Source organism: Streptomyces sp. NPDC050658, from assembly GCF_044457025.1.
Lineage (GTDB): Bacteria > Actinomycetota > Actinomycetes > Streptomycetales > Streptomycetaceae > Streptomyces.
On record NZ_JBITGM010000007.1, the window covers coordinates 136,563 to 150,284 of the forward strand.

9 protein-coding genes are annotated in these 13,722 nt (G+C 70.9%); 5 read left to right on the forward strand and 4 right to left on the reverse strand.

Annotated features, from left to right (window positions below; translation table 11 throughout):
* Positions 1 to 84: 84 nt before the first annotated feature.
* Complete coding sequence (locus ACIBKX_RS24640) at positions 85 to 1,719, reverse strand: peptide-N4-asparagine amidase (RefSeq protein WP_363276922.1); 1,635 nt, start codon at positions 1,717 to 1,719, stop codon at positions 85 to 87.
* 33 nt (positions 1,720 to 1,752) lie between these two features.
* Positions 1,753 to 2,499 carry a L,D-transpeptidase family protein gene (locus tag ACIBKX_RS24645; RefSeq protein ID WP_363276923.1) on the reverse strand — a complete coding sequence of 249 codons (747 nt, stop codon included), beginning with the start codon at positions 2,497 to 2,499 and terminating at the stop codon, positions 1,753 to 1,755.
* A 171-nt stretch (positions 2,500 to 2,670) separates the two neighbouring features.
* Between ACIBKX_RS24645 and ACIBKX_RS24650 the strand changes: the two genes are divergently transcribed.
* Together ACIBKX_RS24650 and ACIBKX_RS24655 are read left to right on the forward strand one after the other, a co-directional pair.
* Positions 2,671 to 4,482, forward strand: coding sequence for an ABC transporter ATP-binding protein (locus tag ACIBKX_RS24650; RefSeq protein ID WP_363276924.1), 1,812 nt, complete (start codon positions 2,671 to 2,673; stop codon positions 4,480 to 4,482).
* On the forward strand, positions 4,479 to 6,260 hold the full coding sequence (locus ACIBKX_RS24655) for an ABC transporter ATP-binding protein (RefSeq protein ID WP_363276925.1): 1,782 nt from the start codon (positions 4,479 to 4,481) through the stop codon (positions 6,258 to 6,260). Before ACIBKX_RS24650 ends, ACIBKX_RS24655 begins: the two co-directional genes overlap by 4 nt.
* Before the next feature lie 47 nt (positions 6,261 to 6,307).
* Here ACIBKX_RS24655 and ACIBKX_RS24660 read toward each other — a convergent pair whose 3' ends face one another.
* Positions 6,308 to 7,102 (reverse strand): metal-dependent hydrolase, encoded by a 795-nt coding sequence (locus ACIBKX_RS24660; RefSeq protein WP_363276926.1) that lies wholly within the window; start codon positions 7,100 to 7,102, stop codon positions 6,308 to 6,310.
* Between the two features lie 121 nt (positions 7,103 to 7,223).
* Between ACIBKX_RS24660 and ACIBKX_RS24665 the strand changes: the two genes are divergently transcribed.
* Positions 7,224 to 9,737 (forward strand): DUF3516 domain-containing protein, encoded by a 2,514-nt coding sequence (locus ACIBKX_RS24665; RefSeq protein ID WP_363276927.1) that lies wholly within the window; start codon positions 7,224 to 7,226, stop codon positions 9,735 to 9,737.
* Between the two features lie 40 nt (positions 9,738 to 9,777).
* Complete coding sequence (locus ACIBKX_RS24670; RefSeq protein ID WP_363276928.1) at positions 9,778 to 10,683, forward strand: acyl-CoA thioesterase II; 906 nt, start codon at positions 9,778 to 9,780, stop codon at positions 10,681 to 10,683.
* 9 nt (positions 10,684 to 10,692) lie between these two features.
* Here the strand turns inward: ACIBKX_RS24670 and ACIBKX_RS24675 are convergent, their stop codons facing one another.
* Positions 10,693 to 12,963 (reverse strand): MMPL family transporter, encoded by a 2,271-nt coding sequence (locus tag ACIBKX_RS24675; RefSeq protein ID WP_363276929.1) that lies wholly within the window; start codon positions 12,961 to 12,963, stop codon positions 10,693 to 10,695.
* Between the two features lie 229 nt (positions 12,964 to 13,192).
* Between ACIBKX_RS24675 and ACIBKX_RS24680 the strand changes: the two genes are divergently transcribed.
* Positions 13,193 to 13,690 carry a tetratricopeptide repeat protein gene (locus ACIBKX_RS24680; RefSeq protein WP_363276956.1) on the forward strand — a complete coding sequence of 166 codons (498 nt, stop codon included), beginning with the start codon at positions 13,193 to 13,195 and terminating at the stop codon, positions 13,688 to 13,690.
* Positions 13,691 to 13,722 lie beyond the last annotated feature (32 nt).

Consider the following 13,722-nt stretch of genomic DNA (forward strand, 5'->3'; position numbering starts at 1 on the left):
TCCGCAGAAGACCTCCAGATCACATCGGCGTAAATCTTGGATCTTGCTCCAAGTCCCGTGCCGTCAGCCGCGGGTCGGGGCCGCTCAGCAGCGCCGCCGATCCTCCGTCAGGGTCCCCTGCACGGTGGCCAGCGTGTGGTCGTGGCAGTCCCCGTCGCCGTACACGCGATAGCGCTCGCGCGATGTGCCCACTGCGTGCCGTTCCTCGCGCGGGACGTTGGCGGTGTACGTCGCGTCGCCCTCGTAGCGGTCGTCGGTGACCGACCGCGCGGTGCGGCGCCCGTCCTGGAAGGTGACCGTCTCCGCGCGGTCGCCCAGGGAGATCGCGGTCCGCAGCCGGTCGCCCGCGCCGAGCGTCGTCGTGCCGTCCATCGTGTACGTCCGGTCGGTGCGCACCGACCGGCCGTTGGTGGTGACCGTCTCGCGGTCGGTCCAGGTGGACTCGAGCGCGTCGGTCGTCTCGCCGTCGGTCCACCGGTGCACGGAGGTGTTGGCGAGCGCTCGGGTCACGGTCGTCTTGACGCGGCCGTGGGAGGTGTCGACGTACCCCGAGACGCTCAGCCGGTGGCTGCCCTTGGTGTCGAGGCGGTGCTGACGGTCGGGCGAACCGGGCGTGTACGTCGCCTTGTTGGCGAGGTCGCCCGCCTGGTGGCCGGTCAGCTTCCCGGTGACGCGCTCGCTCTTCTCGTCCTGCCAGACGAGGACGTTGGTCGGGGTGCTCCAGCCGGTCGTCGCCTCGGGCCTGCCCGCGACGGAGACCTTCACCTCGTGCGGGCGGCCGTCGTTGAGCAGGCCCGCGAACGGCGTCAGGTCGTACTCGATGGGCTTGATGTCGAAGGCTCGGGGCCCCGGAATCACGTACCAGAGGAAGGGGTTGGACCAGCCGCCGGTCCACACGGTCGGGAACGGCGTCGCGATTCCCGCGAGTCGTCCGTCCACCGTGACCTGCACTTCGCGGTAGGGACCGTCCTCGGCCTTGCAGGAGTACGGCGCCGCGTCGGGCACCGTCAGGTACCAGTACTCCTCGCAGCCGCCGCCCGAGCCGGTGGCGTAGACCTCGGCGACGATGCGTTCGCTGTTGCGCGGGGTGGTGAGGGTGGTGCCGTCGCCGAGGGGCAGGACGCGGTCCGGGGGTGCCTGCTCCTCCTTGGCCGCGTGTCCCTTCTCCGGCGCGTAGAACGTGAGGGTCGCCTTGACGTCGATGATTCCGGTGTACGTCTCGTTGACGACGTTCCCGATGAGCATCTCGACCTGCTGGTCGCGGCCCAGGGTCTCGCGGTAGCGCGTGACGTCCTTCTCCACGGACCACTTGATGCCGTCCACCGACGGTTCCGGGGTCGAGGTGCGGAAAACCTCGACGCCGCCGATGCGGAGGTAGCCCAGCCGGTCGTACTGCCGCCCCTTCACCTTGCCGTCGAGGCGCAGGACCACCTTGCCCCAGCGGCCCTTGCCGCAGTCTTCCGGCGGGGCGTAGTCACCCTTGTAGGGCGTGAAGTCCTTGAACTGGGCCTCGGCCACGGTCACTTCGCAGGACTTCGTGTGCGGTTTCCCGACGGGCGGCGCGGCCGTGACCGGGTCGTGCCAGTCGTTGCCGAATTCCGGCGGGGGCGTGCCGGCCGCGGCCCGATCCGGTGTGGCGGCCGGGGCCGGTCCCGCGCTGAGGAGTGTGCTCGCCACGAGGGTGGCTCCGGCGAGCATGGACATGACGCGTCTTCTCATGGGGGCTTTCTACGCCCGACGGGCCCGGCGGAGCTAGCCCTTCAGGTTCGCCTTGTCGCCCATCACCACGACCGGGTGCCGCTTCGGGTCGAGGTTCTTCAGGAGGTACTCCATGCCCGGCTTCGACAGGCTCACGCACCCCGACGTACCGCTGCCGTGGTCCATGTGCAGCCAGATGCTGCCGCCCTTGGACTGGCCCTGGGGGCGGGTCGGGTCGTTGGGCGGGGTGCCCTTGGCGCGGTTGTAGTCGATCGCGATGACGTAGTCGAAGTCGTGCCAATGCGTCTTGGGCCAGTAGTGCGGCGCCTGCATCGAAGCGCTCTGCGTGTACGGGAACTTGGCACCCGGATCGGCGAGCACACCGCCCGCGTCGGTCAGCGTGAAGACGCCCACGGGGCTGCGCTTGTCGTTCTCGCGGTGGTCCGTCGTCCAGCCCCTCTTGCCGTTGTGGGCGGGCCAGCCACGGGTCTTGTCCCAGGTCGAGCCGGACTTCGTGTAGAGCACGACGGTGGACTTCGCCGAGTCCTCACCGGCTCCGTAGACCGCCACCACCTGACGGGAGTTCGCCGGGATCTTGGCCTGAAGACGGTCGCCGACGTCGGGGATGCGCTTGAGGTCCTCGGTCGCCGGAGCCCGCTTCGCCCGCCCCGCTCCCGCGTCGCCCCGCTCGGCGGCGCCCTTGGTCCCGGCGGGCCCGTCGTCCGCGTCACCGCAGGACGTCAGGAGAACACCGCAGGCCACGACCGCGACCGCCACTCGTACCGCACCGGATCCACGCATCCGTCCATGGTCGCACCCGGCGCGACGAACCTGCCCCGAGCGCCTGGTCGGGCGGAAGAACGGGCCGAATCTTTACTCCGGGGCAGAAAACCGTTTGCCTCGGCGCACCGTACGAGGCGAACCTTTCACGGCCTGTTACCGCCGCATCCCCCGCTCTAGCTCTGGGACGTCATGCAGATTCGCGATCTTCCGTACGCCGACCCGGGCACCCCTGACGCCCGCTCGGGCCCGCGCTTCCTGCTCTGGCTCGGGCGGAACCAGCTGGGCGGGCAGGCCAAGTCGCTCGCCTGGGGACTGCTGCACTTCGGCTCCATCGCGGTCATCCCGTACATGGTCGGCGTGGCCGTGCAGGCCGTGGTCGACCGCGACGGCGGACGGCTGGCCCTGTCGGGCGCGGTGATGCTGCTGTCCGGCATCGGCATCGCGCTCGGCGACACCATGCTGCACCGCACGGCGGTCACCAACTGGATCACCGCGGCCGCGCGGGTCCAGCAGCTCCTCGCCCGCCGGACCGCGCAGCTCGGCTCCGCGCTCACGCGGCGCGTCGCCGCAGGTGAGGTGGTCGCCGTGTCCACCGGGGACGTCGAGAAGATCGGCTGGTTCGTGGAGGCGGGCTCGCGGTTCGCGGCCGCCGCGCTCACTGTCGTCTTCGCCTGCGCCGGGCTCGTCGTGTACCAGCCCGCGCTCGGCGTCGTCGTCGCCGTGGGCGTCCCGGTGCTCGCGCTCGCCGTGCTTCCGCTGCTGCCGCCCGCCACCCGGCGCGCCGACCACCAGCGGGAGAAGGCCGGACGGGCCACCGAGCTCGCCTCGGACACGGTGGCGGGCCTGCGCGTGCTGCGCGGCATCGGCGGCGAGGAACTCTTCCTCGACCGCTACCGCCGTGCCTCGCAGGAGGTGCGTACGGCCGCCGTGCGCAGCGCCCGCATGTGGGCGACCATCTCGGCGGTGCAGGTGCTGCTGCCGGGGCTGCTGCTCGTCGGTGTCGTCTGGCACGGCGTGAATCTCGCCCGCGAGGGCCGGATCACCATCGGTGAACTGGTCACCGTCTACAGCGCGATCACGATGATGGCCTACCCCTTGCGGCACTTCGAGGAGATCGCGATGGCCTACAGCTTCTCGCGTCCCTCCGCCAAGCGGGCCGCGCGCGTGCTCTCCCTGGAGCGCGTGACGCACCCCGGCGGGCTCGACGCCGACGCGGAGCCGCCGACCGGTGACCTCTACGACCCGGCGACCGGACTGCTCGCGCCCGAGGGCCGCCTCACCGCCGTGGTGTGCGGAGACCCGGACGAGGCCGGGCGGCTCGCGGAACGGCTCGGCGGTCATGCCGCGTTCGACGGCGCGGAGAAGCTGCCGTCGGTGCTGCTCGGTGGTGTCGCGCTCGACGAGGTGCCGCTGTCCGCCGCCCGTACCGCCGTCCTCGTGCAGGACAAGGACCCGGTGCTGCTCTCCGGCACCCTGCGCGGGCTGCTCGACGTCCCCGCCTCGGGTGCGGTGAGCGCCGCCGACGCCCTGGACGCCGCGCAGTGCGCCGACGTGCTGGACGCACTGGCCCAGGCGTCGGTGGCCCAGACGCCGATGGACGCCCATGTCACGGAGCGCGGCCGCTCCCTCTCCGGCGGCCAGCGGCAACGGCTCGCGCTGGCCCGTTCGTTGGTCGCCGACCCGGACGTCCTCGTCCTCGACGAGCCGACGTCCGCCGTCGACTCGCACACCGAGGCACGGGTCGCGGACGGCATCAAGTCGCTCCGCGGGGGCCGCACGACGGTGGTCCTCACCTCGTCGCCGCTGATCCTCGACCGCGCCGAGCGCGTCGTCTTCCTGTACGAGGGCGAGGTCGTGGCGGTGGGCGAGCACCGCGAGCTGGTGCACAGCGAGCCCCGGTACCGCGCGGTCGTCACGCGCGAGACGGAGGACGAGCTGGCCCCGGCTCCCCCGGCACCCCCGACTTCCCTGACCGAGTACGACATCGAGGAGACGGCATGATCGGCCTGGCGCCACCGGCGTACGACCCGGCGGCACCGACGACCGCGGAGACCCTGCCCGTCGGTGCGCCCTCGACCGTGGCGGCGTACGTCCGCGAGCTGCTGCGACGGCACCGCCGGGCCTTCGTCGCCCTCGTCACCGTCAACACCCTGGCCGTGGTGGCGTCCCTGGTCGGCCCGTATGTCCTCGGCGGACTCGTCGAGAGCGTCTCGGACGGTGCGCGCGACCTCCATCTGGAGCGCACCATCGGCCTGTTCGCACTCGCCCTGGTCGTGCAGGCCTTCTTCGTGCATCAGGTGCGGCTGCGCGGCGCGATGCTCGGTGAGCGGATGCTGGCCGACCTGCGCGAGGACTTCCTCGTGCGGTCGGTCGGGCTGCCGCCCGGCGTGCTCGAACGGGCCGGGACGGGCGATCTGCTCTCCCGGATCACCACGGACATCGACCGCCTCGCGAACGCCATGCGGGAGGCCGTGCCGCAGCTCGCCATCGGCGTGGTGTGGGCCGGGCTGCTGATCGCCGGCCTCGCCGTCACCGCGCCGCCGCTGGCGCCCGCCGTCCTGATCGCGGTGCCGCTGCTCGTGGTCGGCTGCCGCTGGTACTTCAAGCGGGCGCCGTCCGCCTACCGATCGGAGGCCGCCGGGTACGCCGCCGTCGCCGCCGCGCTCGCCGAGACCATCGACGCGGGCCGCACGGTCGAGGCACACCGGCTCGGGCAGCGCCGCGTCGATCTGTCGGAACGCCGGATCAAGGAATGGACGGCATGGGAAAGGCACACCCTTTACCTGCGGTCCGTCCTCTTCCCCGTCATCACCTTCACGCACACCACCGTGCTGTGCTCGGTGCTGATGATCGGCGGCGCCTTCACCCTCCAGGGCTGGATCAGTGTCGGACAGCTCGCCACAGGAGCGCTGATCGCGCAGATGCTCGTCGATCCGCTGGGGATCATTCTGCGCTGGTACGACGAGCTGCAGGTCGCCCAGGTGTCGCTGGCCCGCCTGGTCGGCGTACGGGACATCGAACCGGACACGGGCGACGCCTCGGTGGCTCCGGAAGGGCGCGCCGTCCTCGCGGACGACGTGCACTTCGGCTACCGCGCGGGCGTCGACGTGCTGCGGGAGGTGTCGCTCGCCGTCGAGCCGGGGTCGCGGGTCGCGCTGGTCGGTCCGTCCGGCGCCGGGAAGTCGACGCTGGGCAGGCTGCTCGCCGGGATCTACGCGCCGCGGGACGGCCGGGTGACGCTGGGCGGCGCCGAGCTGTCGCACATGCCCGCCGAGGACGTGCGCGCGCATGTGGCCCTGGTCAACCAGGAACACCACGTCTTCGTGGGCTCCCTGCGCGACAACCTCCTCCTCGCCAGGACCGGGGCGCGGGACGCCGAGCTGTGGGCGGCGCTCGGCGCCGTCGACGCGGACGGCTGGGCGCGCGGCCTGGACGAGGGCCTGGACACCGAGGTCGGCTCGGGCGGCTTCGCGCTGACCCCGGCGCAGGCCCAGCAGATCGCGCTGGCCCGGCTTGTCCTCGCCGACCCGCACACGCTGGTCCTCGACGAGGCGACGTCCCTCCTCGACCCGCGCGCGGCACGCCATCTGGAGCGCTCGCTGGCCCGCGTCCTGGACGGCCGCACGGTCGTCGCGATCGCCCACCGGCTGCACACCGCGCACGACGCGGACGTCATCGCCGTGGTCGAGAACGGCCGGATCAGCGAACTGGGCAGCCATGACGAACTGGTCGCGGCGGACGGCGCGTACGCGGCGCTGTGGAGGTCGTGGCACGGCTGAGGGGAGCCGGGGCGGGCGCCGGGCTGCTCCGGCCCCCGCCCCGGACCTCAGATGAAGTTCAGCGCGGCCGCGCCGCCCACTCCCCCGAGCAGCATGAACACCGGCATCAGCACCTTCAGCTCGATCCAGCTGCCGGCCCGGAACCGCATCGCCTTCGGCGGGCCGATCGGGTACCAGCGCTTGCGGCCGATGGGGATGGGCCACAGGATCGGGCAGCCCGAGACCGTCAGGGCGTCGCCGATGTCGTGCACCAGCGCGCCGAGCACGATCGGCAGGCCGAGCCACAGATACTCCTGACCGGGAGCCGTGAACAGCCAGTCCGAACCGTTGCCCGGCTTGTCGAGGACTCCGGCGAGGATCCAGGCGCTCGTCGCGGCGAGGAGCCACACCAGCACATCGCTGCTGGACCCGCGGGCGGCCCGCCACAGCAGGCCCTCGATGGCGAGCACCATGTGCACGAAGAGGATCGCGAGGACCGCCCAGCGTCCGCCGAAGATGGCGAGCGCCGACGCGCCCGCGCCGATCAGTACCGCCCACAGCCAGGTGTGGGTGAGGGTGCGGTGCCCGCCCGAGCGGCGCGGGTCGCCCTGCTTGCGGGTCGCCTTGTAGACGGCCGCCGAGAGCTTGTCGACGATCTCGCAGAGGCCTTTGGAGACCGGCCCGAAGGCCCGCGAGATGGTCGCCGACTTGTGGTCGAGGTCGGGCGCGAGCGCCGCGCCGGCGCAGATCAGCGCCCCGACGAGAAGGACCGGCCAGGGCATCGTGTGCCCCGCGGCCGCCGCGGCCGCGCCGACGCCGAGCCAGGCCGCCGCCCCCGACAGTGAGTGTGCCGGTCCCATCATGGCTGTTGCCCGCCCCATTTCCGTTGTGCTGACGCCCCGTTGGCGACACAGCGTAGCGTTTGTGATCTTCGTACCGACCTCCGGTTCCCTGATCGAGTGAGAAGGAAGGCAAGATGGGGGTGTGACCCTTATTGATCAGCTGCCGCCGGACGCCGACCCCGATGCCCTCTTCGAAGCCTTCTCCTCGTGGGCCGAGGACCAGGGGATCACTCTCTATCCGGCTCAGGAGGAGGCGCTGATCGAGGTGGTCTCCGGAGCCAACGTGATCTTGTCGACCCCCACCGGCTCGGGAAAGAGCCTGGTCGCGGCGGGTGCGCACTTCACGGCACTGGCCCAGGACAAGGTCACCTTCTACACGGCGCCGATCAAGGCGCTGGTGTCGGAGAAGTTCTTCGACCTCTGCAAGCTCTTCGGTACCGAGAACGTGGGCATGCTGACCGGCGACGCGTCGGTCAACGCGGACGCCCCCGTCATCTGCTGCACCGCGGAGGTCCTCGCGTCGATCGCGTTGCGCGACGGCAAGGACGCCGACATCGGCCAGGTCGTGATGGACGAGTTCCACTTCTACGCGGAGGCGGACCGCGGCTGGGCGTGGCAGATCCCGATCCTGGAGCTGCCGCAGGCCCAGTTCATCCTGATGTCCGCGACGCTCGGCGACGTCGCGATGTTCGAGAAGGACCTCACCCGTCGTACGGGCCGCCCCACCTCCGTGGTCCGCTCCGCGACGCGCCCCGTGCCGCTGTCGTACGAGTACCGCCTCACGCCCATCACGGAGACGCTCACCGAGCTCCTGGAGACCAAGCAGGCGCCGGTCTACATCGTGCACTTCACGCAGGCGCAGGCCGTCGAGCGCGCGCAGTCGCTGATGAGCATCAACATGTGCACCCGCGAGGAGAAGGACCGGATCGCCGACCTGATCGGCAATTTCCGCTTCACCACCAAGTTCGGCCGCAACCTGTCGCGGTACGTCCGTCATGGGATCGGCGTGCACCACGCGGGCATGCTCCCCAAGTACCGACGGCTCGTGGAGAAGCTGGCGCAGGCCGGCCTCCTGAAGGTCATCTGCGGTACGGACACGCTGGGCGTCGGCGTCAACGTCCCGATCCGCACGGTGCTGTTCACCGCGCTGACCAAGTACGACGGGACGCGCGTGCGGACACTGCGGGCCCGGGAGTTCCACCAGATCGCCGGCCGCGCGGGCCGTGCGGGCTTCGACACCGCGGGTCTGGTCGTGGCACAGGCGCCCGAGCACGTCATCGAGAACGAGAAGGCGCTCAACAAGGCGGGCGACGACCCGAAGAAGCGCCGCAAGGTCGTGCGCAAGAAGGCCCCCGAGGGCTTCGTGGGCTGGACCGAGAGCACCTTCGAGAAGCTGATCGCCTCCGAGCCGGAGCCGCTGACCTCCCGCTTCCGGGTCACGCACACCATGCTCCTCGCGGTGATCGCCCGCCCCGGCAACGCCTTCGAGGCGATGCGCCGTCTTCTTGAGGACAACCACGAGCCGCGCAAGCAGCAGCTGCGGCACATCCGCCGGGCGATCGCCATCTACCGCTCGCTCCTCGACGGCGGTGTCGTCGAGAAGCTCGACGAGCCGGACGCCACGGGCCGCATCGTGCGCCTGACGGTCGATCTGCAGCAGGACTTCGCGCTCAACCAGCCGCTGTCGACGTTCGCCCTGGCCGCATTCGACCTGCTGGACCAGGAGTCCCCCTCGTACGCCCTGGACATGGTGTCCGTCGTCGAGTCCACGCTCGACGATCCGCGCCAGATCCTCGCCGCCCAGCAGAACAAGGCGCGCGGCGAGGCCGTGGCCCTGATGAAGGCGGACGGCGTCGAGTACGAGGACCGTATGGAGCGGCTCCAGGACATCACCTACCCGAAGCCTCTGGAAGAGCTCCTCTTCCACGCCTACAACACCTACCGGACGAGCCACCCGTGGGTCGGCGACCACCCGCTCTCCCCGAAGTCCGTCATCCGTGACATGTACGAACGGGCGCTGTCCTTCACGGAGTTCACGTCCTTCTACGAACTGGCCCGCACCGAGGGCATCGTGCTTCGCTACCTCGCGAGCGCGTACAAGGCCCTCGAGCACACCATCCCGGACGACCTGAAGTCCGAGGACCTGGAGGATCTGATCGCCTGGCTGGGCGAGATGGTCCGCCAGGTCGACTCCAGCCTCCTCGACGAGTGGGAGCAGCTGGCCAACCCCGAGGTGATGACGGCCGAGGAGGCCCAGGAGAAGGCCGACCAGGTCAAGCCGGTCACCGCCAACGCCCGCGCCTTCCGCGTCCTGGTGCGCAACGCGCTGTTCCGCAGGGTCGAGCTGGCCGCCCTCGACCACGTCGAGGAGCTGGGCGAGCTCGACGGCGAATCCGGCTGGGACGCGGACGCCTGGGGCGAGGCCATGGACAAGTACTGGGACGAGTACGAAGATCTCGGCACCGGTCCCGACGCCCGCGGGCCGAAGCTGTTGCTGATCGAGGAGGATCCGGAGCACGGTCTGTGGCGCGTCCGCCAGACGTTCGCCGACCCGAACGGCGACCATGACTGGGGCATCAGCGCGGAGGTCGATCTCGCGGCGTCCGACGAGGAGGGCCGTGCCGTCGTCCGGGTGACGGACGTCGGTCAGCTCTGACCACTCCGAGCAACCCTCAGACAGGAGTCGAGGAACCGTCATGAACAATCCCGCCGACCGGCTGGTCGACCTGCTCGACCTGGAGCAGATCGAGCTCGACATCTTCCGTGGCCGCAGCCCGCAGGAATCCCTCCAGCGGGTGTTCGGCGGGCAGGTCGCCGGGCAGGCGCTGGTCGCCGCGGGGCGCACGACGGAGGGCGAGCGTCCGGTGCACTCGCTGCACGCGTACTTCCTGCGGCCGGGCCGCCCCGGCGTGCCGATCGTGTACCAGGTCGAGCGGGTGCGGGACGGGCGCTCCTTCACGACGCGCCGCGTCACCGCGATCCAGCAGGGCCGCACCATCTTCAATCTCACCGCTTCCTTCCATCAGCCCGAGGAGGGCGCCTTCGAGCATCAGCTGCCGCCGCGCATCGCGGCTCCGGACCCGGAGTCGCTGCCGACGGTCGCCGAAGAGATCAAGGAACATCTGGGTGCGCTTCCGGAGCAGTGGGAGCGCATGGCCCGGCGTCAGCCCTTCGACATCCGCTACGTCGACCGGCTGCGCTGGACTCCCGAGGAGGTCAAGGACGCCGAGCCGCGCAGCGCCGTGTGGATGCGGGCGGTCGGCCCGCTGGGCGACGATCCGCTCGTCCACACCTGCGCGCTGACCTACGCGAGCGACATGACGCTCCTGGACGCCGTCCGCATCCCGGTCGAGCCGCTCTGGGGCCCGCGTGGCTTCGACATGGCCTCCCTCGACCACGCCATGTGGTTCCACCGCCCCTTCCGCGCCGACGAGTGGTTCCTGTACGACCAGGAGTCCCCCATCGCGACGGGAGGCCGCGGTCTCGCCCGGGGCCGCATCTACGACCTGGAGGGCAGGCTGCTGGTCTCCGTCGTCCAGGAAGGCCTCTTCCGGCCCTACGGGGAGCGGCGCATGGACGGCCGCCCGTCGACGGGTTCGTAGCCGGTCGCGTCAGCCCGGTCTCTTGCCCCGTTCCGCGGTCTGGCTCTCGCCTTCGCCCTCGGCGTCGATGTGCGGGAGCAGCCGGTCCAGCCAACGAGGCGCCCACCAGGCGCTCTTGCCGAGCAGCGTCATGACCGCGGGCACCAGCAACAGCCGGACCACGGTGGCGTCGATCAGCACACTCGCCGCCAGGCCCAGCCCCAGCATCTTCACCACGATGTTGTCGCTGACGATGAACGCGGCGAAGACGCTCACCATGATCAGAGCGGCGCAGGTGATGACCCGTGCGGTGATCTCCAGGGCGTGGGCGACGCTCGCCTTCGCGTCCCGCGTGCGCAGCCACGCCTCGTGGACCCGGGACAGCAGGAAGATCTCGTAGTCCATGCTCAGCCCGAAGACGATGGCGAACATCATCATCGGTACGTAGCTCTCGATCGGCACCTTTCCCGAGACGCCGAGCGCCGGCCCGCCCCATCCCCATTGGAAGACGGCCACCACGAACCCGTACGAGGCCGCGATCGACAGCACGTTGAGCACCGCGGCCTTGACCGCGACGAGCAGCCCGCGGAAGACGACGAGGATGACGAGGAAGGCCAGGGCCACGACCACCGCGATGATCAGTGGCAGCTTCTTGGAGACGATCTCCAGGAAGTCGGCCTGCGCGGCGGTCGTCCCCGTGACGTACGTACTGGCCTTCGTCCCGGCCACCGCCTGCGGCAGCACGTCGTCACTCAGGTGCTCGTGCAGCCGCGTGGTCCGCTCGTCCTGCGGGGCGGCCACGGAGTAGGCCGTGGAGATCAGGACGTCGCCGTCCGACGTTGCCTTGAGCGGGGTGATCACGGCAGCGTCGGGTACGTCGGTGAGGGCTTTCTGCGCCTGGGTGGCCAGTGCCGCCCGGTCCGACTGGGGTACGTCGCTCTGGTCGATGACGAGGGTCAACGGACCGTTGGAGCCGGGTCCGAAGGCGGAGGACATCAGGTCGTAGGCACGCCGGTCGGTGAAGGACTTCGGGTCCGCCCCGTCGCCGATGTGCCCGAGCTGGATGAAGAAGACCGGGATCGACAGGACGGCGAGCACGACGGTGCCCCCGGCGAGAAACCACCAGGGCCTGCGCTCCACGCGCTGCGCGTAGCGGTGCCAGCCGCCCTCGGAGACCGCGCCCGCATCGGGATTCGTCTCGGCGATGGGGGTACGCACCCGGAGCTTGTCGATCCGCCGCCCGATCAGCCCGAGGAGCGCCGGCACCAGCGTCAGCGCGCCGAGCACCGCCGTGATGACGGTGACCGCGGCGGCCAGGCCCAGCTTGCCGATGAACGAGATCCCGGAGACCCAGAGGCCGGACAGCGCGATGATCACCGTGCAGCCCGAGACCAGCACCGCCCGGCCGCTGGTCGCCGTCGCCTGCCCCGCCGCCGTGAACGGGTCCTGGCCCAGGAGGTTCTGGCGGTGCCGGGTGACCAGGAAGAGGGCGTAGTCGATCCCGACGCCGATCCCGATCATGGTGGCCAGCGTCGGCGACACCGTGGCGAAGGTGAACGCCGCCGCCAGCAGGCCCAGACAGGCCAGGCCGCAGACCGCGCCGATCAGCGCCGTCACCAGCGGCAGCAGCGCCGCGAGCACACTCCCGAACCCGATCAGGAGGACCACGATCGCCACACCGAACCCGATGGCCTCGCTGGCGCGGTCGTCCGCCTCCGGCCGGGCCAGCTCGCCCAGCGGACCGCCGTACTCCACCTCCACGCCGGCGGACCGCAACGGCTGCACCGCCTTGTCGACGCCGTCCAGATAGTCGTCGCCCAGGGTGGAGGGCTGTACGTCGAAGCGGACCGTGATGTAGCCGGTCTTGCCGTCGGAGGACAGCGGTCCGACGTTCGGCGTGCCCGCGGGCTGCTGCGGCGGGGGCAGCGGGCTCTGCGCGGACAGCACGTGAGGGAGCTTCTGCAGGCTGCTGACGGCCGAGCCGACCTGGTCGCTCTCGTCGGTGAGGGGCTTGTCCGCGTCGTGCAGGACGACCTGGGCGCTGTACCCGCCGGCCGCGGGCTCATGTGCCTTGAGGACGTCGAGACCCTCCTGCGACTGGGTGCCGGGGAGGGAGAAGTCGTCGGAGTACTCACCCCCGTACGCGTGGTTCAGGACCTGCAGCCCGACCAGAGCGGCCAGCCACACCACGATGACGATCACGCAGTGGCGTGCGCACCACTGCCCGAGCCGCCGGAGCACGCCTCGCTGGGGCGGTGCCTCGCTCGGCCGTGTCTCACGCGGCCCCTGTGGAACTGGCATGTTCGCTCCCGTAGGCATAGGTCACTTCGGATTCAACGCAACGGCGGCGCTCTCGGCACCCAGGGGGTGGGGAAACGGGTGGCGTTTGCGAGAGTGCTCTGGGGACGGGTCCGTATGGCGGGGCAGGACATCGGTGCCTCCGATCGCTTGGGGTGAGGCGCTGGAAGGGATGAGGCAGTGGAAGGGATGGGGCAGTGAAGGGGATGGGGCAGTGACCAGGTTCGAGGACATGACGGGGCAGCGTGACCGCCTGCTCGCCGAGGCCGTGCGGCTGCGCGAGGACGGTCGCCGCGAGGAGGCGCGGGAGCGGCTGCTAGCCCTGTGCGAGCAGTTCCCGCTGGACGCGGACGTGGCGTATCAGACGGCGTGGGTGCACGACACGCTCGGCCTGGAGGCCGAGGCGGTGCCGCACTACGTCCGTGCCGTCGAGCAGCCGGGGCTGTCGGCCGATGACCGCCGGGGCGCCCTGCTGGGCCTCGGCAGCACCTACCGTGTCCTCGGTCGGTACGCGGAAGCGGTCACCACGTTGCGGGACGCGGCCGAGGAGTTCCCCGACGACGGCGCGCTCCGGACGTTCCTGGCCATGGCGCTCTACAACACCGGCCGGACGCACGACGCGATGGAACTGCTCCTGACGCTGCTGGCCGCCACGTCCAGGGACCCGGACGTCTCCGCCTACCGGCCCGCGATCGAGCATTACGCCAAGGATCTCGACGCCACGATGTAGCCCCGCCCGCGGACCCGACCCCGCGCCGCCTC